A 26,071-nucleotide genomic window follows, 5' to 3' on the forward strand; every position below is an offset into this window, starting at 1 on the left:
TGCGCAGGCTCAATACATCGGAGATTAAAATGCGTAGCTATTTGTTATTGCTGGCCATTGGCCTGCTGTGGGGTTCCCAGTTCATCTTCATGCACCAGGCCGTTGCCGAGTTGCCCCCCATCCTGGTGGCTGCCGGTCGTGCTCTGTGCGGCAGCCTGACCCTGGGTCTGCTCTGCCTGTTCATGCGTCTCAAGAGCGAGCACACCCCGTGGCGTACCTACATGCTGATCGCCCTGCTGGATGCCACCATCCCCTTCATCATGGTGGCCTGGGGTCAGCAGTATGTGGATAGCGCCATCGCCGCCGTGGTGATGGGTTGTATCCCGTTTGTCACCATCCTGATGGCACCGCTGTTTATTTCTGGTGAAAGAATCACCAAGAGCGGCCTGCTCTCCGTGGTCATCGGCTTTGCCGGTGTGCTCACCCTGTTCTGGCCGAAACTCTCCCAGGGCATGAACGCCGGCCTGCTCGGCTCCATGGCCATCCTGTTCGGCGCCAGCTGCTTCGCCATCGGCCTGCTGATGATCAAGCGCTTTGCCAAAGACCATCCGGTCGTAGTGGCCCGCAACATCCTGATCTCCTCTGCCACCCAGCTGCTGATTGCCGCGCCCTTCGTCGCCGATCTGGGCAGCCTGGCCATGCCAAGCAGCCAGGCCCTCAACGCCATCGCCGTACTGGGCATCTTCTGTACCGGCCTGGTCTACTTCCTCTACATGGCGCTGATCCAGAAGGCAGGCCCGACCTTCGCCTCTTTCAGCAACTATCTGGTGCCGCTGTTCGGCGTCATGCTGGGTGCCCTGTTCCTCGGCGAGCAGATCCAGTCCACCACGGGTGTCGCACTGGCGCTGATCCTGGGTTCTGTCGCCATGAACCAGTGGGCCCAGCAACGCCGGGTGCAGCGTGAGGCACAGCTATGTCAGGCATCCTGACAACCCTGTGCGGCGGTCTGGTGTTGATTGCCAGCTGGCAATATCGCCAGCGGCTGGCTGGGGTAGTCGGCCTCTTGATGGTGCTGCTGCCCTGGTTCTTCGACAGCAAGCTGCAGGCGATGCTGAGCTATGCGCTAAGTGCCTGAACTGACCTGAATGTGTGACGAGAGTGTGTCTCTCCTGTTTGTGGGACCGTTTTAAATAAAAAACCTCCGATTTGTCCCCGCTACCGGCGCCTTGCGCCGGTTTTTTTATGCCTCTTTTCTTGCCGTCGCCGGCACTCATATCCGGTAGCGATAGCTCAGCTCCTCGTTCTTGCGCGGGCCGATGATCTGCCAGGTGAGCAGAAAGCCGTTGTCGGTCGGCGTCAGCTCGGCACGGTAGTGATCCTGACCGCACAGGTGGGGCTCGGCGGTGAACCAGCGGCCATCTGCCCCCGGCTTCAGCTCGAACAATTCGACCGGTTTCTCGTGACGCAGGTGGGAGAGGCGCACTCCCTGTTCGGTGCGCTGCCACCAGAAGCGATTGTGCATAGCCAGCACCCGGCCATGGGGTGTGGTATAGCGGCCCGTCTCGACAAACAGCCAGCCGCCATGATGATCGGTCACCTGCACCTCCCCCTCCCCGCGACCATTCCAGTCGGTCGCTGAGCCCACTCCGTTGTTCGCCGCAAAGGCAAATGCTCCGATCTGTGGCAACTGGCGCCATAAACGCTGGATCACGGCTTCCATCTCGGCCATCATAGCCCCCTTTCAAATTGACAACTGACGACAAATCAACCACATGAACTACTTGATAGGGGTTACCCTGCTCTGGTCATTCTCCTTTAGCCTGATTGGGGTCTACCTCGCCGGCCAGGTGGATGCCTACTTCTCGGTGCTGACCCGCATCGCCCTCGCCAGCCTGGTGTTTCTCCCCTTCCTGCGGCGCCGCTGGCTGCGACCCGAACTGGTGCTTAAGCTGATGGCCCTCGGCGCCATCCAGCTCGGCATCATGTATCTCTTCTACTACCACTCCTTCCTGCTGCTGACGGTACCGGAAGTGCTGGTGTTCACCATCTTCACCCCCATCTACGTTACCCTGATCCACGATCTGCTGGAGCGGCGCTTCAAGCCTGCTTATCTGTGGGGTGCCCTGCTGGCGGTAGCCGGCGCGGCCATCATCCGTTTCGACGGGCTGACCGAGAGCTACATCCTGGGATTCCTGGTGGTACAGGGGGCCAACATCTGCTTCGCCCTGGGCCAGGTCGGCTACAAGGTCGTGCTGGCCCGGGAGGCAGAGCAGCCGCCGCAACAGGCGATCTTCGGCTGCTTCTATCTGGGGGCCCTGGCCGTCGCCCTGCCCGCCTGGTGGCTGCTGGGTAAACCCCAGTATCCGACCAGCGAACTGCAATGGGGAATACTGCTGTGGCTGGGGATTGGCGCCTCGGGACTTGGCTACTTCCTGTGGAACAAGGGGGCGACGCTGGTCAGCAGCGGCGTGCTGGCGATCATGAACAACGCGCTGATCCCGGCGGGCCTGCTGGTCAACCTGCTGCTCTGGGGCAAGGATACCGATCTGGTGCGGCTGACCCTTGGCGGCCTCTTGATGCTGGCCTCCCTCAAGGTGTGCCAGCGCCACGCAACCACCTCCTCCTGACGACCGTCAGCCGACGACTGTGTTGTGTTCCCGTCTGGCCTGGCCATGGCAGCTCGCCAGACGGGCCAGCAGGTGATCGAGCATCTCGCCCGGCTGGCTCTGCACCAATCCGACACTGACGGTAACCGGCCGCTGGGGCAGCAAACTGGCATCGGCTATCTCGAGGCGCAGCCGCTCGGCGATCTCCAGGCCGCTCGCCCGCTCGGTCTGGGAGAGCATCAGGATAAAGCCGTCTTCGTCCCAACGGGCGAAGGGGTCCTCCCGGCGCAACTCGTGACGCACGATGCGCGCCAGCTTGGCCAGCATGGCGTCACAGGCCGCCTCGCCAAACAGCTGCTGGATCTTGGTCATGTGATCGACGGAAAACTGCATCAGGCTGAAACTGCCGCTATCGGTCGCCAAACGATCCTCCAGCAGCAATTCGAAGCTGTTGCGGCTCTCCAGCCCGGTGAGGGGATCCGTGCCGTGACGCTCTTCAACCGACTCCTCGACCGAATCAAGATGGCGCACCGCCCCCAGCAGATGGCCGCGCTCGTCACGACGAATGCGCTCTTCCAGCCGGATGTAGTGGCCGTGGTGATGAAGGATGCGGTACTCGAGGCGCAGAGTGGCGCTGCGGCCACTCTGGCAGGCGAGCAGCGCTTCCTCCAGCCGGGAGACATCGTCGGGATGCACCCGATCCAGCCAGCCCATGTCATCCGGCCAGCTATCCCCCAGCCCCAACAGATGCAGGCAGCTGGGGTCCCGGCGCAGTCCCTGCTGCACAGACCAGGTCCAGAGTCCCGCCTCCAGCAGATTCATGGCGTCAGACAAGAGACCCGGGTCAAGCCGGGTCGTCACATCCACCAAAGGTGTCTTGAGTGTTTCCATGGGGCACCTCGAAACCAGATCTAAATAGCAGCAGCTCAATAAGTAACATTGGCTCCGGCGGCGAGCAACAGGGTCAGAGCGCTTTTCCCTGATAGCCCTTCATCAGGGTTTGCCAGTTCTCCGGTACGAAGTGGAAACTGGTATGCAATTGGGCCTCTTTATTGAAGGAGCGCAGCAGCCGCTCCAGATTGGCCTTCTGCCACTCCCCCGGTGCGCGGATGGCGCCCTTGTCAAAGTCGATCACCCACACCTTGCCCGCCTTGTCGATCAACAGGTTGTGGCTGTTGAGATCGGCGTGATAGACGCCTGCGTCGTGCAGCTGGCGCACCGTCTGGCCGGCTTTGTGCCAGAGCTCGGGGGCAATCGGTCCCTGTTTGAGCAGGGCCACCATGTCTTTGGCACCGCGGATGCGCTCGATCAGGATGTCGGCACGATAGAAGGGCCCCTGCTTGACCATGCGGGCACCAAACGGACGTGGCACCGGCAGCCCCAGCTCGCTCAACTTGGCGAGCAGGGTGTATTCGGCCATGGCGCGGCTCGATTCCACTCCTTCGAACCAGAAGCGATCTCGCACCACCTTACCCACCATGCCGCCGCGATAGTAGTGGCGCAGCACCAGATGGCGGGATTCATCCTTGACGAACCAGGTCACTCCCCGACCTAAAGAGGTCCCCACCACCTGTCGATTGCTCTGCCACCAGGCAGGATCGAATAACTGGGGAGAGGGGTCGCGAAAGGCCCCTTCGGCATACCAGCAAATTTGGTTGTGTTCGGTCTGTATTCGCATCATGAGCTCCCGCTCGGTGGGTCATTGCTCGCTAGGTTTGCAACTGCGATGAGGCTGTCGTGGCAACCGCCTGCAATATGGTCAATATCCTGTGCCGGCACAGGTCAGCCACAACCGGGAGGTCATGGCGAAACCGGGCTGGCGATTGCGCGCAATTTTACAATCCACAGGGGAGTTTGCATAATGCCATCCACCCTTTTTGCCAGCCGTGCCGCACATCATGCCGCTATTTCAAACGCCTCCTTCCTCCATCTGCATCCTGCGGCTCTCCGCCATCGGCGATTGTTGCCACGCGCTGGCACTGGTTCGCGTTATTCAACGGGAGTGGCCGCAGACCCGCATCACCTGGATCACCGGTAAAATCGAGGCCACCCTGTTCGCCGATCTGCCTGGGGTGGAGGTCATTGCCTTCGACAAGAGCAAGGGTTGGCGTGGCTATCGCGATCTGTGGCACACCCTCAAGGGACGCAAGTTCGATGCCCTGCTGCACCTGCAGGCCGCCATGCGGGCCAGCATTGCCACCCTCGGCATCAGGGCAAACATCAAACTCGGTTTCGACAAGGAGCGGGCCAACGACGGCCAGTGGCTGTTCACCAATCACAGGGTACCCTCGCCTGCCTCTCCCCATGTGCTGGATGGCTTTCTCGCCTTCGCCAGGGAACTCGGCATCCGGGATCTGACGCCGGACTGGCAGTTGCCCATCTGCGCCGAACACCAGGCCTGGGCCCGGGAGAAGATTGGTGGCAAGCCGACCCTGCTCATCTGCGCCGCCGCCAGCAAGGCGTTCAAGAACTGGACCGCCGCAGGCTATGCTGCGCTGGCGGATCACGCGGCAGGCAAGGGATTTCAGGTCTATCTGTGCGGTGGCCCGGCCAAGCTGGAGCGGGATCTGGCTGCCGACATCCAGCGACTGAGCTACAGCAAACCGGTGGATCTGGTGGGGCAGACCAATCTCAAGCAGTTGCTGGCGCTGATCAAGGAGGCCAGCCTGGTGCTGGCCCCGGATACCGGCCCCGCCCACATGGCCACCCTGGTGGGCACGCCGGTGATCGGCCTCTATGCCCACCACAACCCGGATCGCACCGGCCCCTATCTGTGCCGCGATTATGTGGTCAGCGTCTATCAGGAACTGATTGAGCAGGAGAGCGGCAAGCCGCTGGCCGAACTGGGTTGGCGCACCCGTCTCAAGGATCCGGATGCCATGGGCAAGATCAGCAGTGAGCGGGTCATCGCCGCCTTTGACAAGCTGTGTGCCGATAAACATCTACCCGGGCAATTCGAAAATCCCGAGCAATAAGGCAGGGATAACCTGATGGCCCCGCCCCAATAGCCACGGCAAAATGGCAACCAATGTGGGTTACGCTCCCGCAGCAAGCTACGAATCCTTTGATCGGCTGGAATATGATTCCGGCCGTTTTTTTATTCGCCACCTTCTGTTAAAATTCGCCGCCTTTACATCCCCCTGATTCTGAATTTTTCCGCGTTTTGCGTTGGGCTGTCTCCCTTTCGGGCACAAGACGGCGGCCTCTGCTACAACCAAAAACACGGTTATCGATTAAAGGTAATAACATGGCGCAACAAGGCACTCTCTATATCATCTCCTCCCCGAGCGGCGCGGGTAAATCCAGCCTGCTCAATGCCTTGCTGACTCACCATAACGCGGCTGGCAAGATGCAGCTGTCGGTCTCCCACACCACTCGCGCCACCCGCCCCGGTGAAGAAAATGGCGTTCACTACCATTTCGTCCAGGTGGAAGAGTTCAAGGCGCTGATCGAGCGCGGTGATTTTCTGGAGTGGGCCGAGGTGTTCGGCAACTACTACGGCACCTCTCGCGCCGCCATCGAGGCCTGCCTGGCCCAGGGCATCGACGTCTTCCTCGATATCGACTGGCAGGGAGCCCGCCAGATCCGCGAGCTGATGCCGACCAAATCCATCTTCATCCTGCCGCCCAGCCGCGAAGAGCTGGAACGCCGCCTGATTGGCCGCGGCCAGGACAGCGCCGAGGTGATCAAGGGGCGGATGGAGAAAGCCATTGCCGAAATGGTGCACTATGACGAATATGACTATGTCATTATCAATGAAGACTTTGAGCTGGCACTGTTCCAGCTGAGGGCCATTATTGAGTGCCAACGGCTGGAAATGCGTCAGCAACAGCAGGCACAACAAAACTTGCTGCAACAGTTACTGGCAGAGTAAGCCAAAAACGAGTAAACTTTTGCGTCATTTTTAAACACCGCTTTTCTAAACACAGAAAGCCCACATACTGGAGTCCTGCATGGCACGCGTTACTGTAGAAGATGCTGTAAAACAGGTTGGTAACCGTTTTGACCTGGTGCTGGTCGCCGCACGCCGCGCCCGTCAAATCGCGGTTCAAGGCAAAGATCCCCTGGTTGAAGAAGAGAACGACAAGCCGACCGTGATCGCCCTGCGTGAGATCGAGCTGGGTCTGGTAAACAACCAGGTGATGGACACCCAGGACCGTTACGAGCAGCAAGAGCAGGAAGCCGCCGAGCTGGCTGCCGTTGCTGCCATCGCCGAAGGCCGCGGTTAAGTCATTCTTTCGGTTGGCACCCGCCCGGGTGCCGACTGTTCATCCCCATTTACAACCGCTCCAAAACCTCGCAAACTCAGGGCTATACCCTCGATTCCACGAATTGCCGTTTCACCGCAGCGGGGACTGTCTTGTATTTATTTGAAAATCTTAAAGAAATAGCCAGTTCCTACCTGCCGGCAGAGCAGGTCGAGAAGCTCAGGCAAGCCTATGTGGTGGCCCGTGATGCTCACCAGGGTCAGCTGCGTTCCAGCGGTGAACCCTATATCACCCACCCGGTCGCCGTGGCCCGCATCCTGGGCGACATGCGCCTCGATCATGAAACCCTGATGGCCGCCGTGCTGCACGACGTCATCGAAGATACCCCCGTCACCAAGGACGACCTGGCCGAGCAGTTTGGCGACGCCGTGGCCGAACTGGTTTCCGGCGTATCCAAGCTCGACAAGCTGAAGTTTCGCGATCGCAAGGAGGCCCAGGCCGAGAACTTTCGCAAGATGGTGATGGCCATGACCCAGGATATCCGGGTCATCCTGATCAAGCTCGCCGACCGCACCCACAACATGCGCACCCTGGGCTCACTGCGCCCGGACAAGCGCCGCCGCATCGCCCGCGAGACCCTCGAGATCTTCGCCCCCATCGCCAACCGCCTCGGTATCCACACCATGAAGAACGAGCTGGAAGAGCTGGGCTTCGAGGCGCTCTATCCGATGCGCTCTCGGGTGCTGCGCGAATCGGTGCGCCGTGCCCGCGGCAATCGCCGCGAGATCATCGACTCCATCCAGAGCGAAATCAGTGGCCGGTTGCGGGAGGCGGGTATCGAGGCCCAGGTGAGCGGCCGCGAGAAGAACCTCTTCTCCATCTACAACAAGATGGAGAAAAAAGAGCTGCAATTTCATGAGGTGATGGATATCTACGCCTTCCGGGTCAAGGTGAAGGATATCGATACCTGCTACCGGGTACTTGGCCAGATGCACAGCCTCTACAAGCCGCGCCCCGGTCGCTTCAAGGATTACATCGCCATCCCCAAGACCAACGGCTACCAGTCCCTGCACACCTCCCTGGTGGGGCCGCACGGGGTGCCGGTGGAGGTGCAGATCCGCACCGAGTTCATGGACCAGATGGCCGACAAGGGGGTTGCCGCCCATTGGGCCTACAAGCAGGATGGCGACAGCTCGGGCACCACGGCCCAGATCCGCGCCCAGCGCTGGATGCAGAGCCTGCTTGAGCTGCAGCAGAGCGCCGGCAGCTCCTTTGAATTCATCGAGGGGGTCAAAACCGATCTCTTCCCGGACGAAATCTATGTCTTCACCCCGGAAGGGCGCATCATGGAGCTGCCCGCCGGCGCCACCCCGGTGGATTTCGCCTACACGGTACACACCGACATCGGCCACGCCTGCGTCGGCTCCCGGGTCGACCGCCATCCCTATCCCCTGAGCAGCCCGCTGCACTCGGGCCAGACGGTGGAAATTATCACGGCCCCCGGCGCCCGCCCGAACGCGGCCTGGCTCAACTTCGTGGTGACCACCAAGGCGCGCTCCAAGATCCGCCAGTTCCTCAAGAACCTGCGCACCGAAGAGTCGGTGGTGTTGGGCCGTCGCCTGCTCAACCATGCGCTGGGCGCCAAGAACATCGAAGACATCCCCGAGCCACGCATCAAGCAGGTGCTGGCCGATACCAAGCACGAGAACCTGCAGGGGCTGCTGGCCGACGTGGGTCTTGGCAACGCCATGAGCGTCATGGTGGCGCGCCGCATGCTGGGTGACGAACTGCCGCCGGAAGATCAACCCAAGTCCAGCAGCAAGAAGATGCCGATCAAGGGTGCCGACGGCATGCTGGTCACCTTCGCCAACTGCTGCCGCCCGATCCCCGGGGACGCCATCATCGCCCATATCAGCCCGGGCAAGGGGCTGGTGATCCACCAGGAAGCCTGCCGTAACATCAAGGGCTACAGCAAGGAACCGGACAAGTACCTGCCGGTCCAGTGGGAAGTGGACAAGGAGCAGGAACAGGAGTTCCGCACTGGCATCAGCATCGAGATCATCAACCATCAGGGTGCCCTGGCCGAGCTGGCCAACGTGATCGCCGCCACCGGCGCCAACATCCACGCCATCAGCACCGAAGAGAAGGATGGCCGGGTCTATCAGGTCAGCCTGCTCATCACCACCAAGAGCCGTATCCACCTGGCCAACATCATGCGCAAGATCCGCGTGATGCCCAACGTGCTCAAGGTGAGCCGACAGAAGAACTGAACACAGGCGGCGCAAGCCGCCTGCTGTTTTTACAGAGACAATGGAATGGCCCACTGCGCTGCCAGCGCGCCACCGGCATGCCAGCCCGATATGACCATCTGCAGCACCAGCCTCATCGCATAGAAACTGATATGACACCTGAACGCTTTAAACGGATTTCCGACATGCTGGCCCAGCGCCAACTCGATTTGACCGTCTGTATGGAAGAGGTGCACAAGCCTCACAATCTGGCCGCCATCGTGCGCACCGCCGATGCCATCGGCATCCATCGGGTACACGCCGTCTGGCCCAAGAGCTGGATCCATAAGCGCAAGGGCACCGCCCGCGGCAGCCAGAACTGGGTGGACGTGAAACTGCACCCGGACATCGACAGCGCAGTGGCCGAGCTCAAAGCCAGCGGCATGCAGATCCTGGCAACCCACCTCTCCGACAGCTCGGTGGACTTTCGCGCCATTGACTACACCAAACCCACCGCCATCCTGGTGGGCCAGGAGAAGCACGGCATCGGCGAAGAGGCGCTGGCCCTGGCCGATCACCATATCGTCATCCCCATGGTGGGCATGGTGCAGTCTCTCAACGTCTCGGTGGCGGCCGCCGCCATTCTCTACGAAGCCCAGCGCCAGCGCGAGCTGGCCGGCTGCTATCAACGCGGCTGCCCGCTCAGCCTGGAAGAGCAGAACAGCATACTGTTCGAGGGGGGTTACCCCGTCTATGCCCAGCTCTGCAAAGAGAAAGAGATGCCCTATCCCCAGCTCGGCTCGGCCGGCGAGATCCTGGCGGACGAGCGCTGGTGGCAGCAGATGCAGCTGACCCGCAAGGGGTGGGCTGCCCAGCAGGAAGAGGATGAATGGCAGGAGCAATGATGGAAAATCCATTCGGTAGCTGGCTGGAATCCCAAGTAATACGGGATCACCTGACCAATCCCAATATCGAGGCCGGGGAGTACAGCTACTACTCCGGCTACTACCACGGCAAATCATTCGAAGATCACTGTGTGCGCTACCTGCTCGGCGATGGGTCGACCCGCGCCACCTGGGAGAGCGGTATTTGGGGTGACGTAGATCGCCTCATCATCGGCAAGTTCTGCTCCATCGGCTCGGGGGCCACCTTCTTGCTGGCGGGCAACCAGGGTCATCGCATGGAGTGGGCCTCCACCTTCCCGTTCGATCCGGGCACCTTTGGTGAGGGGGTTCGCAACGGCTTCCAGCGCAAGGGCGACACCCGGGTTGGCAACGACGTCTGGATCGGCTCCGAGGCGATGATCATGCCGGGCATCACCATAGGGGATGGCGCCGTCATCGCCACCCGCGCCGTGGTCACCCGGGATGTTGCCCCCTACACCATAGTCGGCGGCAACCCGGCCCAGCCTATCCGCCGCCGCTTCGACGAGGAGCAGATCGCCATGCTGCAAGCCATGCAGTGGTGGGACTGGCCACTGCCCCGTTTGCAGGCCGCCATGCCCCTGATCTGCTCGAGCGACATAGCGGCGCTCTACCACCATTGGCGAGAGGAGCTTGCCCGATGACATATTTCTCTCTTCCCTTGCTGGCCCTGACCCTGTTTTCTGCCGGAGCCCTTGCCGTGAACAACCCCTATCAGCTGACCACTGAAGCCGACGTACCCACCCTCTATCAACAGACCCTGCCCGACTTCTGGCGCGAGCATGCGGTGGAAGGGGAGTTCAAGGGCAAGGACGGGATCAGCATCCGCTATGCGGCCCTGCGTCAGCTTAAGGTCGATCGCGCCATCCTCATCGTCAACGGCCGGGTAGAGAGCTACCTCAAGTATCAGGAGCTGGCCTGGGATCTGTGGCGCCAGGGCTACAGCCTCTACCTCATCGACCACCGCGGTCAGGGAATGTCGGATCGCATGCTGAGCGATCGGGAGAAGGGATATGTCGACCAGTTCGACGATTATGTGGTCGATCTCAAACAGTTTCATGATGAGGTGATCATGGCGGACAAGCCCGCCAAGCTGTTTCTGCTGGCCCACTCCATGGGCGGCGCCATCTCGGCCCGCTATCTGGAACGCTGGCCGGATGACATCAAGGCCGCCGTGCTCTCCTCCCCCATGATGGGCATCAACCTCGGCGGCCTGCCCAAGTGGCTGGCCAAGGGGCTGGCTGCCACCATGGGTACCGTCGGTGGCTGGTTTGGTGAGGCCCCTTACGGCCCGGGTCAGGGCCCCTATCAGGATCAGGGCTTCGCCGACAACGAGCTGACCCACAGCACGGCGCGCTATCAGGCCTTCCGCCAGATCTACGAGCAGCATCCCCAGGTCAAGCTGGGCGGGGCCACCGCCCACTGGATCCATCAGGGCATTACCGGGGCGGATGCGGCAATTGCCGATGCCGGCGCCATCAGGACGCCGCTGTTGCTGCTGCAGGCCGGTGAGGACAGCGTGGTGGACAACGCCGCCCAGGATGCCTTCTGCGCCATGGCCAACTGTGAAGGGGGCAAGCCGTTGCGTATCGAGGGCGCTTGGCACGAGCTCTTCATCGAGGCGGATCCCCAGCGTCAGGCCGCGCTCAATGCGACTCTGGCCTTCTTCGCGCGCTACTAAAACTGGTTATTTTTTGGATCCCAAAAGAAATGGGGTGACACACGACGCTGGGGTACACTGCGCCAGCGTTCAATAGATGGCGAGGTAATGATGTTCAAGGTAGTTGTATCCGATCTCGATGGCACCCTGCTCAACAAGCAGCACCAGATCTCCCCCCGCACCCGTGACACCCTGCACCGTCTGGTGGAACAGGGCGTGAAGTTCGTGGTGGCCACCGGCCGGCACCATGTGGATGTGCGCAGCATCCGCGATACCCTGGGGCTGGACATCTACCTCATCACCTCCAATGGCGCCGTCGTCCACGACAAGCAGGATCAGCTGGTCTACAACCAGGCGCTGCCGGATACGGTAGCCGCAGAGCTGATCGCGCTGGAGCGGGATCCCTCCATCCACCTCAACGTCTACTACGGCGACGAGTGGCTGGTGGAAGAGGAGCTGCCCTGGCTGCTGCAATTCCACCACGATTCCGGCTTCACCTACCGCCTGACCGATCTCGCCAGCCACCCGATGGACAAGATCAACAAGGTGTTCTACATCGGCGACCACGAGAAGCTGCTAAAGATCGAGGCGCACCTGAACCAGCAATATGGTGATCGACTCAACGTCACCTTCTCCCTGCCGGATTGTCTCGAGGTGATGCACGCCGGGGTGCACAAGGGCAATGCGGTGCGCGCCGTGCTGGAACAGCACGGGCTGGAGATGCCCCAGGCCGTGGCCTTCGGCGATGGCATGAACGACTTCGAGATGCTGAGCATGGTGGGTCGCGGCGTGGTGATGGGCAACGCCCATGACCGTCTCAAACTGGCACTGGCGAATCACGAGCAGACCCTGAGCTCCGATGAAGATGGCGTCGCAGTCTATCTGGAGCAACTGTTCGCCCTCGAAAAGGTCAACGCGGCCTGATCCCTTAGCCATGGATACCACACCGGGTGGTATCCATGGGCTCGCCTGTCAACGCTCGAAACTGTGACCGCACCCCTGGCAGCGATATTGCCGGGAGATCTGGCGATCCAGGGTGCGGCCAAGCCATAACCCCGCCCCACCGCCGGTCGCCCCACCCAGCAGGGCACCACCCAGCGCACCGGCGATGGCGCCGAGAGGCACACCAATCCCCCCCAGAGCGGCCCCCATGCCGGCTCCCACCTTGGCAAAACTGGCGGCACAGGCAAAGCCGCCTGCGGCGCCGAATCCCATGGCACAGGCCCGCCCCACCCGTTCATCCAATGCCTTATCAACCCCCTCTTTCAGACACCTCGGACATCTCATGATGCACCCCCCTGGCCGGCAGAATTGAATTCCCTGTTCATTCCCTGAACAGTTTCGCTCTAATTAACACTGACTGCACTCGATTATGTGCCGGTAATAACTCAATTTTTTCCTGATCCCACCCGATAGCGTGATCCTCGTCTGAACCCCCAGCACATCCGAAGCCCGATAATGGAACGTCATTCATCTCCCCTTGCGAGACTCACCGTCATGACACTTCTCAATCGCTTGTCCCTCACGACCAAAACCCGTCTGCCCGTGGTGATTGTGCTGACCATCATGTCCAGCGTGGTCGCCGTCGCCTACACCAGTTTCACCGAGCAGCAGCGGGTCAACCGCACCGTCGTCGAGCAGATACTGCCGGTGCAAAATTCACTGGAAGATGCCTATCGCGATCTCTATCAGGTCATTGCCGCAGGTCAGGGGCTCATCGTGGGTGGCCTCACCACCGACAACGTGGCGCACCAGAAGGCGGAGTTTCTTGATAATGGCAACAAGGCGAGAGACAGGATGAGCCAGGTGCAGACCCTGATCGATGCGGGCCTCATCGGCAGAGAGCATCAGGCCACGCTGGACCTGATGCTGGGAGAATTTGACGACTGGCTCGCCCACTATCAGGCCGTCTTTGCCGAGCCCCACGAGAGCAGCCATCTGCTCTCCAGCCAGTTCCAGGCCTCGCAGCAGCAGTTCACTACCATCCGTCAGCAGCTCAACCAGCTCAAGGATGCCATCGAGCAGTCCCAGCAGGCGCTCAGACTGGAGGTTCAGGATTCGAGCCAGCACGCCCAGCAGGTCCTGAGCCTGGGCACCCTGATCGCCATTGCGCTGGCCCTGGCGCTCACCTGGGTTGTCACCCGGCTCACCCTCAAGCCCCTCAACCAGATGCAACAGGCCCTTGAAGATATTGCCCAGGGCGAAGGTGATCTTACCCGTCGTATCACCATCACCTCCCGCGACGAGATTGGCACCCTCGGCGCCACCTTCAATCGCTTCATCGATCAGGTTCACAGGATCGTCAGCGACGTCAGCCAGACCGCCAGCACGGTGCAATCGGCATCACGCCAACTGTACTCCCTGATGGAGGGGATGGTGACCAACGCCGAGGAGCAGCAGCGCCAGAGCGATCAGATTGCCGCCGCCGTAGAGGAACAGAGTGCCACCAGCGCCCTCATGGTGGCGCACGCCAGCCAGACCGAGAACGCCTCGGCCGAGGCGGCCAGCCAGGTACAGAGCGCCACGACGGATCTGATGAATACAGTCACGGCGATGGAGGCACTGGCGCGGGACATTCACGTGTCGGAGCAGGGGATCCAGCGGCTGGAGCAGGATGTCGGGCACATCTCTTCCGTGCTGGAGGTGATCCGCGGCATCGCCGATCAGACCAACCTGCTGGCACTCAACGCCGCCATCGAAGCGGCCCGGGCCGGAGAGCAGGGGCGCGGTTTCGCTGTGGTGGCCGACGAGGTGCGCACCCTGGCCAGCAAGACCCAGCACAGCACGGGTGAAATCCAGCAGATGATCGAACGGCTGCAACAGGGCAGCCAGGAGGCGGTGCAGAAGATGGGGGCCAGCAGCCACAGCGGCACCCAGGCTGTCGCCCAGGCCCACCAGACCCGGGAGAGCTTGGGTCAGATGACCCGGGCGATCACCATCATCAACGAGATGAACGGCCAGATAAGGGACGCCGCCCATGAACAGAGCGGCGTCAGCACCGAAATCAACCACAACCTGAGCGTCGTCGCGGGCAATGGTCGCGCCATGCTGGAGAATCTGGAGATCATTCGCCAGACCTGTGGCCAGCTGGAGGCCCAGAGCCGGCAACTGGCCACCCGGGTGCAGCAGTTCAAGCTCTGAGGGCTCAGCCGGCGGGCTTGAACTGATCCTTGTCGAGATTGTGCTTCTTCATGCGCAGATAGAGCTTCTTGCGCGGGATGCCGAGGTACTGGGCTGCCTCGGTCACTCGGCCGGAGAACAGGAACAGGGTATCCTCGATCACTCGCCGCTCGAACTCTTCCACCAGATCGTCCAGCGGCTCCTTGGCATTGGCGAGCGGCATGGCCCGCTCTACCCCGGCCAGCTTGACGATGCCCACCGCATAGAGCTCGGCCACGTTGCGAAGTTCCCTCAGGTTGCCTGGCCACTGGTGACGCTTGAGGGTCTCCAGATAGGCGCGATCGACCGCCGGCACCGGCTTGCCAATCCGCTTGCACCCCTGGCGCAGGAAGGCACGAAACAGGGGGATGATGTCACAGCTGCGCTCGACCAGGCGGGGCAGTTTGAGTCGCACCTGGGAGAGGAAGTAGTAGAGCTCGGGCATCAGTTGCTGTTGCTCCACCAGCCCTTCCGGTGACTCCTCGAACAGCGCTATGGTGCGCAGCGACTTGCCCCCTCTGCGCTCCTGCTCCAGCAGATGGTTGCCGAGCCAGCGCTGGCACTCGGCCGTCAGCCGGGCCGGCGATTGCAGTACCAGAGTCCCCTGTTCGGCCTGCGCCAGGCTCTCCTGCACTTCGGCCAGCGAACTTGCCGACGCGCAGTCGTGCAAGTGAAAGGCCTGCTCCCTGCGGGCGCTGATCTTGTGCAGCAGCAGCGCCAGGGTGTGGCGTCCCGAGCCAGCCGGCCCCTCCAGCATCAGATCCTTGTCGGTCTGCGCCAGCTGGTTGATCTGGTTGCGGATGGCGACGATCTGCGGGCTGGTACCGATCAGCTCGTCGTCGATCGTCTCCTGGATCTCGTTGCGTCGCGCCAGCACCTCGCTGCGCTGCTTGCAAGCCCGCTCCAGCAGCCCCAGCAGGGCCTGCGGGTTGAGCGGTTTCTCCAGGAAGTCGAATGCCCCCTGCTTCACCGCCTTCACCGCCAGGGGGATGTCGCCATGGCCGGTGATCATGATGACCGGGATCTCGGTATCGATCTCGTGCACCCGGGTCAGCAACTCCATGCCATTCATGGCGGGCATGTAAATATCGGAGACCACCACACCGGGCCACTGGCTGGCCAGCAGATCCAGCGCCTCGTGGGGGGAGGTGGTCGCCTTGGGCTGATAGCCGGAAAGCCTCAGCAGGTGACAATAGGACTCCAGCACGTCCTCATCGTCATCCACCAGCAACACGTTGGCCGGGCGGCTACGGGGTAACAACATCGACTGACTTCTCCTCATTCAAATACGCTTCGGATTCGGCGCCCTCCTGCGACCGGGCCGACGGGGGCTCGCCAAATTCCAGGATCACCATGGCCCCTCCCCCTAAGTCAGAGCCCAGCAAGATCCCGGCATCACAGCGGGCCAGCAGGGAGCGACAGATGGTCAGCCCCAGGCCCAGCCCCACCTCCTTGGAAGTGGTGAAGGGGGTAAACAGCCTGGGCAGTATGGCCTCGCCAAAACCGGCGCCGCTGTCGGCGATCCCGATCTTCAGCTGGCTGCCATTCTGCTCCAGCAGCAACAGACGGATTTCGCGGATATCCCGCCCGGCGATGGCATCCATGCCGTTGACCAGCAGATTGACCAGCACCTGCTCCACCAGCACGGGATCGGCCTCGATCCAGAGCCCGGCGGGCAGCTCATTTTTCAGGGCACAACCATCCCGCTTGGCCCGGGTCTCCAGCAGCAGGAGCGCCTGATCCGCCAGCTCCCCGAGATCGAGCCGAACCCGGGTCTCCTCGGTCGGTGACTTGCGGGCAAAGTTGCGCAGGGCATTGATGATGCGGCTCATGCGCTGGCCCAGCATCTCTATCTTGCCGAGATCCTTGTCCAGCAGCTGGAACTCTCCGGCCCCGAGGGCGGTACGGCTGGTGTAAAGATACGTCATCATGGCCGACAGGGGCTGGTTGAGCTCGTGAGCCAGGCTGGTCATCGCTTGCCCCACCACCGCCATCTTGGCCGCCTGGATCAGCTCATCCTGGGTCTGCAGCAGGTTGCGCTGGGCCTGCTGGCGCTGTACTACCTCCGCCGCCAGCAGGCGGTTGTTCTCGGTCAGCTCGCGGGTGCGCTCCTCCACCAGCTGGCCCAGCTCCCTGGCGGTCAGCTCCTGGCGGGTCACGTCCGTGACCGTGATGATGAAGCGATAACCGCGTCCCTGCTCGAAGCGGCGCAGGTTGAAGTGCAGGAAGCGCGGCTCGTCGTGGGGACCGGTGGCGACAGTGCATTCACTGTGACCCAACCGGTGCAGCGGCTGATCAGGCTCAAACTGGCTGGCCAGCACGGCGCCAGCCTCCTCGGGGAAAACCTGCCACAGCGGCAGATCCGGGCTGATAGTCGCCTGCCTGAACAGGGTCAAGGCGCTCGGGTTGACCGATTCTATGGTGCCGTCCGGATAACAGGTGATGAGGCAGGCCTGGGTGTTGTTGATGAGGTTCAGGGCGTTGGAGCGCTCCATCTGCTGCAGCTGCTGGCAGAAGTGGCGCAGGTTCTCGCCCAGCTGGCCAATCTCGTCCCGTCCGCTGGTCTGGATCGGCACATCCATCTTGCCGGCCGCGACCCGGGCCAGATCCTGGCCCAGCACATCGAGCCGCCCGATCAGCCGCCGCCCGATCAGCACCACCAGCACGAAGATGCTGAGCAGGATGGCGAGGGCCAGCACCACCAGGATCACCAGCTTGCCGGTCGCCACCATCTGGCTGCTGTTGTTGCCAAGCACGTGGAGAGAGCGGTTCGCCTCGCTCACCGTCTGGCTGACCTTCCGGTGATAGCGCGAGACGGCATCGTCCAGCTTCGGACGCAAGGCCATCAGCCGCTGATGGGTCAGGGCATCGGCCTGCAACAGCCGGTGCAGTTGGCCATTCGGTTTCACCAGGGTGACGATATCCTGCAGGATCTGGCGATAGCTGACGGTAGAGGGGTACTCGGCCAGCCGGGAAGTCAGTTCGTCCATTTCATCGATCTTGTAACCGATAAACAGGAAGGCGCTCTCCAGATCCTGCTGGTAGCGCTGGTCGATCACCTCATTGACTAGCGCCTGCAGCTCGTTCTCCTTGAAGGTAAGGTCCTGCAGGGCGGAAAACTCCTTGATGACGTTGCCAAATTCGCTCATGTCGTCAGAGCTGGTCACCATGCTGGTCAGGTGCCACTCCACCTCCTGCAGCAGGGGCGCCACGTCGTCCACCAGATCCTGATGCAGCCAGTTGCTGCGCTTTTGCAGCTGCTGCAACGTCTCGGCATGGACGATTTGCTGCTTCAGGTAGCGGGCGTGATCCGCCACCAGAGCGCTCAGATCCTCGAAGGCCCGCTGCTGGGAGAGCGCCTCGTCATCATCCTGCGACCCCAGCAGGTAGGCATTCTGGATATCCTGCAGTGTGGTGGAAACCGAGAGGGAGAGCCGCTTGTACTGCACCGGGTCCCGAGTATCCCGCAACTGTGCCAGCAGCAACAGCAGACGGGAACTGGCCCGCTCCAGCTGGTAGGCGCTGCCGATGGCGGGCAGGCTCTCCCTGACGATCTGGTTGACCTGCTGCCCCAGCCGATCCCACACCATGTAGGCCGCCATCCCCATTATCCCGGTCAGGGTCGTGATGGCCAGAAAGGCGAGGATCAGGCGCCGTCCCAGGCTGCTCGGCAGACGCAGGCTGCGCCCCAGGCGACTCATGGCTTGCTGGCCTGTTCGACCAGCCGCTGCGCTTCGTTCAGCCGCGCCTCCGTCGTCTGGCGCCACTGGTGCATCACGCGCTCGGCCTGTGGGTTGCTCTGATCCCGCTCGTACATGCCGTCAAACAGCGCCAGCAGCGCCGGATCCCTGGCCTCCTGCTCGCTTAGCGGCGGCGTACTCGCCAGCACCTTCGCCTGCTCGACCAGCTTGATCCGTTCGGGATCGTTTCGGGTGTCCGCCCCGTTGATCCCCCGCCAGGTCATCTTCAGTTTGGGCAACTGCTGGGTGATGGTCTGTTCGAACAGGGCCTTGAGCAGACCCGCCCGCCGGTAGAGCAGCGCCTTGTCGGTCACGTAATGGGTCTGCCTGGCCAGCTCGGGCTGACTCAGGGTCGCCTTGGCCATGCCGGGGGTGCCGATGATCGCCTGCCCCTTGTCGGAAAGCAGGTACTGGATGAACAGGGCACCGTTCTGTGGATTGTCCGTGCTGCGGGGCACCCCGAGGTAGGTCGGCAGGATCACCGAATCCGCCATGGTGCTGAAGCCGATATGCTTGAAGAGTGCCTGGCTGTTGAGGGCATAGCTGTCGATCACCGGGCCGGCCCCCGCCAGACCGCGGGCAATACCGTCACTCACCCCGAAGCTGCGCGCCGTGATGGCGGAGAGGTTGCTGCCAAGGCGCATCAGCAGGGCCCAGCCCCGATCCCAGCCATATTGTTGCAGTATGCTCTCCACCATCATGTGGGTGGTGCCGGACTGGGAGGGAGAACTCATCATGACGTGACCCATGAACACCGGCGACGCCAGCTGCTGCCAGCTGCCGGGTTGTGGCAATTGATATTTGGCCAGATAGTGACGGTTATACATGATGCCGCTGCTGGAATATCCCACCACCGCCACCTTGTTGCTTAATCCCAGGGTATGGGGACTCAACCAATCCGGTGGAATGGTGGCCGTTGGCAAGGGAGCCAGTAAACCTTCTTTATCGAGGGTGTTAAAAAATGTCGGTGACGATGACATGATAATATCGACCGATGGCGCCTCTGCCTCCGTTAATAAGCGCAAAGAGGGGATAGTTCGCCGATAAATAACCTCGACCCGGATCCCGGGATATTGCTGAACGAATCCGTCTATCACCGATTTGACCGGCGTCTCCGAAAAAGAGGTGAGCACGGTCAGTGACCCGGCCTGAGGGGCGCCAAAGGGCAACAAAATAGCCACCAGACTCACAGGCAGCAGTCGAAAAAATAGAGACATGGGGGTCGTTCTGCTCACTATCAAAAACGGATTATGTGCGGTACATCTAATAATTGGTAGTTCACATTATTTTTATTAGAGAGGGGATGAGCCAATTCTGACTCATATCTCTCTGGTGATATGACTATTGTTATTCATCGCTTATCAATAGGACAGTCAGAATATGCCATTTCTGACTCATGGTTTTCCCTCGCTCGAGTCATAAGTGACTCATTTCCGACTTTTTGCCGCCTTAATTTCTCCCTTCATATCATGGCATCCGTGATCAGAGCTTCCTCTGAAACCATGCTGCCAAAATAGAAACGGAGAACACCATGTTCAACTTCTTCAAGACGCGAGCAGACCTACCGGTCATGGATGCCTCGCCAGATAAAATTCGCTCGATTTACCGCAAGTACCAATGGCAGGTCTTCCTGGGCCTGGTACTCGGTTACGCCATGTTCTACGTAGTTCGTATGAGCCTTAACGTAGTCAAGAAGCCCATGCTGGACTCCGGCGTGGTCACCCTGGAAGAGCTGGGCGTCATCGGTTCTGCCTTCCTGTTCACCTACGCCGTCGGCAAGTTCTCCAACGGCTTCCTGTCCGACTACGCCAACATCGGCCGCTTCATGTCGGTGGCCCTCGGCCTGTCGTCCATCTGTACCATCCTGATGGGCATGAACACCGCCACCTTCTTCCTGGTCCTGATGTGGGGTCTGAACGGCTGGTTCCAGTCCGTCGGCTCGGCACCGTCCTGCGTCTCCATCTTCCAGTGGTTCTCGCCCAAGCAGCGGGGCTCCGTCTACTCGGTCTGGGGCGGCTCGCGCAACATCGGTGAAGGCATCTCCTGGATCCTGACCGCGACCATCGTCAGCTACTTCGGCTGGAAAGCCGGCTTCATCGGCGCCGGTATCGCCTCCCTGATCGCCGCTCTGTGCATGTACCTGGTGCTGAAGGATCGCCCGCAGACCTACGGCCTGCCGGAACCTGCCGTTGCCTTTGGTGAAGAACCGGAGATCTCCAAGAAAGTGGAGCCGGCCGAAATTCGCCGTGCCCAGCTGTTCGTGCTCAAGCAGCCCACCGTGTGGCTCATCGCCGCCGCCTGTGCCTGCATGTACATGTCCCGCTACGCCATGAGCTCCTGGGCCGTGCTCTATCTGCAGGAGCAGAAGGGTTACAGCCTGATCGATGCCGGTTTCGCCATGTCAGCCTACCCCATCGCCGGTTTCCTCGGTGCCATCCTGGCCGGGATCATCTCTGACAAGGTGTTCAACGCCAACCGCCACATCCCGACCTTGCTGTACGGATTGGCCAACATCGCCGGTATGTGCCTGATGTTCTGGGGCCCGCAGAGCCGCATGATGGATGCCGTCGCCCTCGCCCTGATCGGTTATGCTATCGGTGGTCTGGTGGTGTTCCTGGCCGGTCTGACTGCCTGTGACCTGATGCCCAAGACTGCGGTCGGTGCGGTGAAAGGCTTCATCGGCCTGTGCTCCTACATCGCCGCCTCCATTCAGGAACTGGTCTCCTCCGCGCTGATCAAGACCGACGTGATCGACGGCGTGACCCGCTACGACTTCAGCAACGCCCAATACTTCTGGCTGGGTGCCTCCGTGGTCTCCATGCTGCTCGCCATGACGGTGTGGAACGCCAAGAAAGTCGTCAACTACTGATATTTGCCCATAAAAAGGGTGGTCCGGTGACCACCCTTTTTCACGTCGTCGCAACAGGAGTAACCCATGCGCAAGACCAAAATTGTTGCCACTCTGGGCCCCGCCAGCTCATCGGAAGCCATGGTGGAAAAGCTGATCCTGGCGGGAGCCAACGTCTTTCGGCTGAACTTTTCCCACGGCACTGCGGAGCAGCACCTGGCGCTGGCCACGCGGATCCGCGCCACTGCCGCCCGCCTCAACACCCATGTCGGTATTCTGGCCGACCTGCAAGGCCCCAAGATCCGCATCGCCTGCTTCGCCGATGACAGCATCCGGCTGCAGATCGGTGATTCCTTCGTGATCGATGCCGGCCTCGGCAGCCATCAGGGCGACCAATATCGGGTCGGCACCGACTACCCGGCGCTGGTTCAGGAAGTGCAGGCAGGCAACACCCTGCTGCTGGACGATGGCCGCATCCAGCTGCATGTCGAACGAGTGGAAGGGGAACAGGTCGTGACCCGCGTGCTGGTGGGCGGCATCCTCTCCAACCGCAAGGGCATCAACGTACTGGGTGGTGGCCTGAGCGCCCCGGCCCTGACCACTAAGGACAAGGAAGACATCCTTACTGCGCGCCAGCTGGAGGCTGACTTCGTGGCCGTCTCCTTCCCCCGCAGCGCCGCCGACCTCGAAGAGGCAAGAACCCTCATCCGCGCCACCGGCAGCAAGGCGGCCATCGTCGCCAAGGTGGAACGGGCCGAGGTAGTGGCATCCGTCGAAGCCATGGACGAGATCATTCAAGCCTCTGACATCATCATGGTCGCCCGTGGCGATCTGGGGGTAGAGATCGGGGATGCCCGCCTGCCGGGGGTACAGAAGAAGCTGATCAAGCGCTGCCGCGCCCTGGGTCGTCCCGTCATCACCGCCACCCAGATGATGGAGTCCATGATCGGCAACCCCATGCCGACCCGCGCCGAGGTGCTGGACGTGGCCAATGCGGTCATGGATGGCACCGATGCCGTGATGCTGTCAGCCGAATCGGCGGCGGGACTCTATCCGGTCGAGGCGGTCGAGGCCATGGCGCGCATCGCGCTGGGTGCCGAGCAGGAGATGGAACCCGTACAGCCACGCTGGCGCCGGGAGAGCAGCCAGGCCGACCACTCGGGCCGCTGCATGGCGCTGGCCGCCATGACCTCCGCCTTCAGTCAGGATCGCTCCTGCGGAATCGCCGTGTTGACCAATCAGGGAGAGGCGGTGATCGCCATTTCGCGCGGGGGTCTCCACAACCCGATCTGGGCGCTGTCGGACAATCCGCAGCTGCTCAACCAGATGACCATACTGCGCGGGGTCACACCGATTTTCTTTCAGGAAAATGCTCCCCAGCCCCATCACGAGCACCTGATCGCGGCCCTGCAACAGGCCGATCAGCTGGATGGCATCCACTCCCTGCTGATTAGCCGCCTCGATTCCCTTGAAGGGGCAGGCCATGAGGATGTCTGCCGTCTGGTCTCCCTGAGCGGCATCGCCCATCAACCCGTACCGGCGGCCCCCGCCACGGTCGCTGTCAGCCACTCGCACTGAGTTCAAGTCACCCCGAATGGACGAAAAGCCTCAACGGATGAGGCTTTTCAACTCCAGCTGCTCCAGCAGACTCTCTTCACGCTTCCACTCGAAACTCTGGTTGGCCCCGCCAAAGCACTCCGCCAAGCGCAGCGGGGTACCCGGCTTGTGACGACGTCCTGCCACATCCAGGCAAAGCGCGGCCTGCCGATTGAACAGGCGATCCCCCTGCCACTGCCATTGATGGCTCGTCTCCTGGCACTCGGCCACGGCCAGTTCGCTCCGGCCGCTGGCGACCAGGCAGCCTCGGGCCAACTCCAGCGCACCTGCATCCCAGCTGAACTGCTGATTGGCGCTCTCGTCACAGGGTTGGGTAAGCAGCTGCTGGCCACTCCGGGTCACGCAGAAGCCTGCACTGGTCACCAAAGCGGATGTGATATCGGTGCGCTGCATAGGTGCAGAGCCCATCAGGAGATCGTCTGGCGTGGGCTTGTACGAACAGCCGCTGATCACCACGACAACCAGCGCCAGCATACTGACGCGAACGGAATGAGGGTGCATATGAGATATCTGCCTGAAATGTGATCCATGATGCCCGCTTGCTGCGGATCTGCGCCCAGCATACGCGAAGCCGGGTTGGGAGGAACCAGCAAAAATGTAAACAGACGTGACGGGGAAACGGCAGGAAATGGCGACGCCGGAAAGCAAAAAACCTCGCCGAAGCGAGGTTTTTCTGAAATTGGTCGGTGATAAAGGATTCGAACCTTTGACCCTCTGGTCCCAAACCAGATGCGCTACCGGGCTGCGCTAATCACCGAGACTATTTTAAAAATAGTGTTTTTCAAAAAACAAAGACGACCAAAAGGTCATCCTCGTTATACAGCAAGTATGGTGCGAAGAGAGGGACTCGAACCCTCACACCCGGGGGGCACTAACACCTGAAGCTAGCGCGTCTACCAATTCCGCCACCTTCGCGTACCTGACAAGCTGTAAAATGGGGTGGCTGATGGGGCTCGAACCCACGACAACCGGAATCACAATCCGGGACTCTACCAACTGAGCTACAGCCACCACAGCTGTTTTCGTTCCACAACACCGCCCGTTTAACCGGCGCACTTTTGATGGTGCGCCCGACAGGATTCGAACCTGTGACCTCTGCCTCCGGAGGGCAGCGCTCTATCCAGCTGAGCTACGGGCGCTACGCTGTCGAACGGGGCACGATATTAATGATGGGGGGCATGCTTGTCTACACTTTTTTTCTTTTGCTGAATCAACCGTTGTTTTTTCAAACACATTGAGCACTTTTTTAGCGTCTGTGACGAGATATTCCACCGGGCAGGGATATTTTTCGGCTGCAACCCCCGTGTAGCCAATACGAATCGGTTTGCTGCCTTGACTTGGTTTAAGGCCCATCTAGAATGAATGAACGTTCATTCACAAGGTGATGCCGATGAGTCAGGATAAAAACCAGGACAAAAAAGAGAGCATCTTCAACGCAGCCCATGAAGTGCTGGGTGAACGGGGTTTTCACGGCCTGTCGATCGCCGAGGTAGCCAAAAAAGCCAATGTGGCGACCGGCACCATCTACCGCTACTTCAGCGACAAGGATGACCTGATCCGGCAACTGTATCAGCACACCATATTGCGGTGTGTCCCCATGGTGATGGCCGGTGTGGATGTTGAAAAGGTTTCATTTGAGCAGTTTCAAAAGATATGGCGAAATATCCACGCCATCTTTGTCAACGACCCCAACGCCATCAAGTGCAAATTGCAGTATGAAAGCTCTCCTTTGGGAGCCGCACTGGAAACCGAGCCGGTCATGCTGGCTGCATGGGGGCCACTGGACAGTTTTTTTGCCCGGGGCGTTGAGCAGAAGCTGTTTGTGGATTTACCCATACGGGCACTGCAGGTGTTGAGCCTGGATTGTGTCATGCATCTGGCCCTGCAATGCAGGGTTCACCACTTTACGCTGACCGAGGTGCAGTTGGAGACTGCCATTCGTGCCAGCTGGAATGCCATTTTATCCCCCCACATTTCCACCTCAGGAGCCTGTTCATGAAAAAATGGATGGCCATTATGTTGCTGATCGCAATTGCCCTGTTTGGCAGCGTGATCGGCTTCAATGTGTTCAAGCAGAAGATGATTGCCGACTATCTGGCCAACCGGCCGGAGCCCGAGTTCCCGGTGACTTCCATGGTCACCAAGGCACAGGACTGGGTGCCCACCATCGAAGCCATCGGCTTCATCGAGCCCAATCAGGGGGTCACTCTCTCCACCGAGCTGGCGGGCACCATAGATGCCATCAGCTTCGAATCGGGCAAGCCGGTCAAGGCAGACCAGCTGCTGCTGAGCCTGGACTCCAGTGTGGAAAAAGCCAATCTGCGCGCCTCCCAGGCCAAGCTGCCGGCTGCGAAGGCCAAGTTCGATCGTTTCCAGAACCTCTACAAGACCAGCTCCATCTCCAAGGAGCAGTTGGATGAGGCTGAAGCAGCCTATCGCTCGCTTGAGGCCGACATCGAGAGCCTGAAGGCCACCATAGCCCGGCGCGAGGTGCGTGCCCCCTTCAGCGGCATGGTCGGCCTGCGCAACGTCTTCCTCGGCCAGTATCTGCAACCGGGCACAGATATCGTGCGGCTGGAAGATACCAGCGTGATGCGCCTGCGCTTCACCGTGCCCCAGACTGACATCTCCAAGATCACCCTGGGCCAGCCCATCGAAATCAAGGTGGATGCCTACCCCCAGACCCGGTTTGATGGCCATATCTCCGCCATCGAGCCCGCCGTCAACTTCCAGAGCGGCCTGATCCAGGTCCAGGCGGACATCCCGAACAACGATGGCCAGCTGCGATCCGGCATGTTTGCCCGCGCCAGCATCATTCTGCCAACGGTGAAAGATCAGATCGTGATCCCGCAGACCGCCATCTCCTTCACCCTCTACGGTCAGAACATCTACGTGATCAAGGAGAGCGAGGAGACCGACAAGGATGGCAACAAGGTGAAGGTCAAACGAGCCAAGCAGGTAGTGGTCAAGGCGGGCGAGCGTCGCGGCAACGACGTGCACGTGCTCTCCGGCATCCAGGCTGGCGACGAAATCGTGCTCTCCGGCCAGGTACGCCTGAGCAACGACACCAGGGTGCGCGTGGTCCAAAACGATGCCCTGGCCGTCCCGGCACAAACCCCGATGCTGTAAGCGCGGAGATCAG

The 26,071-nt window shown here is 60.9% G+C and carries 24 protein-coding genes and 4 tRNA genes; 16 read left to right on the plus strand and 12 right to left on the minus strand.

Features of this window, described 5'->3' with window-relative positions; all coding sequences use genetic code 11:
• Nucleotides 1-29: 29 nt before the first annotated feature.
• Together LA321_RS06120 and LA321_RS06125 are read left to right on the plus strand one after the other, a co-directional pair.
• Complete coding sequence (locus LA321_RS06120; protein WP_026456233.1) at nt 30-929, plus strand: DMT family transporter; 900 nt, start codon at nt 30-32, stop codon at nt 927-929.
• The gene (locus LA321_RS06125; RefSeq protein ID WP_124238287.1) at nt 914-1,075 is read left to right on the plus strand and encodes a hypothetical protein; all 162 of its coding nucleotides are present in this window, start codon (nt 914-916) and stop codon (nt 1,073-1,075) included. The genes LA321_RS06120 and LA321_RS06125 overlap by 16 nt, the downstream gene beginning before the upstream one ends.
• Before the next feature lie 135 nt (nt 1,076-1,210).
• On the opposite strand, the gene LA321_RS06130 is transcribed toward LA321_RS06125, so the two are convergent.
• Entirely contained in the window at nt 1,211-1,669 is a 459-nt protein-coding gene (locus LA321_RS06130) for a DUF6314 family protein (protein ID WP_042071417.1), read from the minus strand.
• 43 nt (nt 1,670-1,712) lie between these two features.
• On the opposite strand from LA321_RS06130, the gene LA321_RS06135 reads away from it, so the two are divergent.
• A complete protein-coding gene (locus tag LA321_RS06135; RefSeq protein WP_042071414.1) occupies nt 1,713-2,567 on the plus strand; it encodes a carboxylate/amino acid/amine transporter in 855 nt (284 codons plus the stop codon).
• Between the two features lie 6 nt (nt 2,568-2,573).
• Here LA321_RS06135 and LA321_RS06140 read toward each other — a convergent pair whose 3' ends face one another.
• Nucleotides 2,574-3,437 carry a GGDEF domain-containing protein gene (locus LA321_RS06140; RefSeq protein WP_042071412.1) on the minus strand — a complete coding sequence of 288 codons (864 nt, stop codon included), beginning with the start codon at nt 3,435-3,437 and terminating at the stop codon, nt 2,574-2,576.
• A 73-nt stretch (nt 3,438-3,510) separates the two neighbouring features.
• On the minus strand, nt 3,511-4,224 hold the full coding sequence (locus LA321_RS06145; protein WP_026456237.1) for a 3-deoxy-D-manno-octulosonic acid kinase: 714 nt from the start codon (nt 4,222-4,224) through the stop codon (nt 3,511-3,513).
• A 220-nt stretch (nt 4,225-4,444) separates the two neighbouring features.
• Here LA321_RS06145 and LA321_RS06150 point away from each other — a divergent pair, with 220 nt between their 5' ends.
• The 8 genes from LA321_RS06150 to LA321_RS06185 all read left to right on the plus strand — a co-directional run bounded on the left by LA321_RS06150 (nt 4,445) and on the right by LA321_RS06185 (nt 12,489).
• A complete protein-coding gene (locus LA321_RS06150; RefSeq protein ID WP_042071453.1) occupies nt 4,445-5,521 on the plus strand; it encodes a glycosyltransferase family 9 protein in 1,077 nt (358 codons plus the stop codon).
• A 272-nt stretch (nt 5,522-5,793) separates the two neighbouring features.
• Nucleotides 5,794-6,420, plus strand: a complete 627-nt coding sequence (gene gmk / locus LA321_RS06155) for a guanylate kinase (RefSeq protein WP_042071410.1) — start codon at nt 5,794-5,796, stop codon at nt 6,418-6,420.
• 79 nt (nt 6,421-6,499) lie between these two features.
• Nucleotides 6,500-6,775, plus strand: coding sequence for a DNA-directed RNA polymerase subunit omega (gene rpoZ / locus LA321_RS06160; protein ID WP_026456240.1), 276 nt, complete (start codon nt 6,500-6,502; stop codon nt 6,773-6,775).
• Between the two features lie 131 nt (nt 6,776-6,906).
• Nucleotides 6,907-9,024: a bifunctional GTP diphosphokinase/guanosine-3',5'-bis pyrophosphate 3'-pyrophosphohydrolase gene (spoT, locus tag LA321_RS06165; RefSeq protein ID WP_042026803.1), complete on the plus strand. Its 2,118-nt coding sequence runs from the start codon at nt 6,907-6,909 to the stop codon at nt 9,022-9,024.
• A gap of 131 nt (nt 9,025-9,155) precedes the next feature.
• Nucleotides 9,156-9,887, plus strand: coding sequence for a tRNA (guanosine(18)-2'-O)-methyltransferase TrmH (gene trmH, locus LA321_RS06170; RefSeq protein ID WP_042071408.1), 732 nt, complete (start codon nt 9,156-9,158; stop codon nt 9,885-9,887).
• Nucleotides 9,887-10,549, plus strand: a complete 663-nt coding sequence (locus LA321_RS06175; protein ID WP_042026806.1) for a CatB-related O-acetyltransferase — start codon at nt 9,887-9,889, stop codon at nt 10,547-10,549. The genes trmH and LA321_RS06175 overlap by 1 nt, the downstream gene beginning before the upstream one ends.
• A complete protein-coding gene (locus LA321_RS06180) occupies nt 10,546-11,586 on the plus strand; it encodes an alpha/beta fold hydrolase (protein WP_042026808.1) in 1,041 nt (346 codons plus the stop codon). Before LA321_RS06175 ends, LA321_RS06180 begins: the two co-directional genes overlap by 4 nt.
• A 90-nt stretch (nt 11,587-11,676) precedes the next feature.
• Nucleotides 11,677-12,489 (plus strand): Cof-type HAD-IIB family hydrolase, encoded by an 813-nt coding sequence (locus tag LA321_RS06185; RefSeq protein ID WP_042071451.1) that lies wholly within the window; start codon nt 11,677-11,679, stop codon nt 12,487-12,489.
• 48 nt (nt 12,490-12,537) lie between these two features.
• Here LA321_RS06185 and LA321_RS06190 read toward each other — a convergent pair whose 3' ends face one another.
• Nucleotides 12,538-12,852: a hypothetical protein gene (locus tag LA321_RS06190; RefSeq protein ID WP_026455752.1), complete on the minus strand. Its 315-nt coding sequence runs from the start codon at nt 12,850-12,852 to the stop codon at nt 12,538-12,540.
• A 210-nt stretch (nt 12,853-13,062) separates the two neighbouring features.
• Here LA321_RS06190 and LA321_RS06195 point away from each other — a divergent pair, with 210 nt between their 5' ends.
• Nucleotides 13,063-14,706, plus strand: a complete 1,644-nt coding sequence (locus tag LA321_RS06195) for a methyl-accepting chemotaxis protein (RefSeq protein ID WP_042071407.1) — start codon at nt 13,063-13,065, stop codon at nt 14,704-14,706.
• A 4-nt stretch (nt 14,707-14,710) separates the two neighbouring features.
• Here LA321_RS06195 and LA321_RS06200 read toward each other — a convergent pair whose 3' ends face one another.
• From LA321_RS06200 to LA321_RS06210, 3 genes are read right to left on the minus strand one after another with little or no spacing between them, the layout of a single operon-like run.
• On the minus strand, nt 14,711-15,988 hold the full coding sequence (locus LA321_RS06200) for a sigma-54-dependent transcriptional regulator (RefSeq protein WP_042071405.1): 1,278 nt from the start codon (nt 15,986-15,988) through the stop codon (nt 14,711-14,713).
• The gene (locus LA321_RS06205; RefSeq protein ID WP_042071403.1) at nt 15,972-18,425 is read right to left on the minus strand and encodes an ATP-binding protein; all 2,454 of its coding nucleotides are present in this window, start codon (nt 18,423-18,425) and stop codon (nt 15,972-15,974) included. Before LA321_RS06205 ends, LA321_RS06200 begins: the two co-directional genes overlap by 17 nt.
• The gene (locus LA321_RS06210; protein WP_082043405.1) at nt 18,422-19,681 is read right to left on the minus strand and encodes an ABC transporter substrate-binding protein; all 1,260 of its coding nucleotides are present in this window, start codon (nt 19,679-19,681) and stop codon (nt 18,422-18,424) included. The genes LA321_RS06205 and LA321_RS06210 overlap by 4 nt, the downstream gene beginning before the upstream one ends.
• Nucleotides 19,682-19,995: 314 nt before the next feature.
• Between LA321_RS06210 and LA321_RS06215 the strand changes: the two genes are divergently transcribed.
• Together LA321_RS06215 and pyk are read left to right on the plus strand one after the other, a co-directional pair.
• Complete coding sequence (locus LA321_RS06215) at nt 19,996-21,333, plus strand: MFS transporter (protein WP_026455756.1); 1,338 nt, start codon at nt 19,996-19,998, stop codon at nt 21,331-21,333.
• Nucleotides 21,334-21,399: 66 nt separating this feature from the next.
• Nucleotides 21,400-22,890, plus strand: coding sequence for a pyruvate kinase (gene pyk / locus LA321_RS06220; protein ID WP_042071400.1), 1,491 nt, complete (start codon nt 21,400-21,402; stop codon nt 22,888-22,890).
• A gap of 30 nt (nt 22,891-22,920) precedes the next feature.
• On the opposite strand, the gene LA321_RS06225 is transcribed toward pyk, so the two are convergent.
• The 5 genes from LA321_RS06225 to LA321_RS06245 form a co-directional block, all read right to left on the minus strand.
• On the minus strand, nt 22,921-23,430 hold the full coding sequence (locus tag LA321_RS06225) for a ricin-type beta-trefoil lectin domain protein (protein WP_042071398.1): 510 nt from the start codon (nt 23,428-23,430) through the stop codon (nt 22,921-22,923).
• A 179-nt stretch (nt 23,431-23,609) separates the two neighbouring features.
• Nucleotides 23,610-23,686: transfer RNA gene (locus LA321_RS06230), tRNA-Pro, on the minus strand.
• A gap of 72 nt (nt 23,687-23,758) precedes the next feature.
• Nucleotides 23,759-23,844, minus strand: a tRNA-Leu gene (locus LA321_RS06235).
• A gap of 20 nt (nt 23,845-23,864) precedes the next feature.
• A tRNA-His gene (locus LA321_RS06240) sits at nt 23,865-23,940 on the minus strand.
• A 51-nt stretch (nt 23,941-23,991) separates the two neighbouring features.
• Nucleotides 23,992-24,068 (minus strand) — tRNA-Arg (locus tag LA321_RS06245).
• 251 nt (nt 24,069-24,319) lie between these two features.
• Between LA321_RS06245 and LA321_RS06250 the strand changes: the two genes are divergently transcribed.
• Both LA321_RS06250 and LA321_RS06255 read left to right on the plus strand, forming a co-directional pair.
• A complete protein-coding gene (locus LA321_RS06250; protein ID WP_042071396.1) occupies nt 24,320-24,928 on the plus strand; it encodes a TetR/AcrR family transcriptional regulator in 609 nt (202 codons plus the stop codon).
• Nucleotides 24,925-26,058, plus strand: a complete 1,134-nt coding sequence (locus LA321_RS06255; RefSeq protein WP_042026818.1) for an efflux RND transporter periplasmic adaptor subunit — start codon at nt 24,925-24,927, stop codon at nt 26,056-26,058. The genes LA321_RS06250 and LA321_RS06255 overlap by 4 nt, the downstream gene beginning before the upstream one ends.
• The last annotated feature ends 13 nt before the right edge of the window (nt 26,059-26,071 follow it).

This window comes from Aeromonas enteropelogenes, assembly GCF_020097295.1.
GTDB classification, from domain to species: Bacteria; Pseudomonadota; Gammaproteobacteria; order Enterobacterales; family Aeromonadaceae; genus Aeromonas; species Aeromonas enteropelogenes.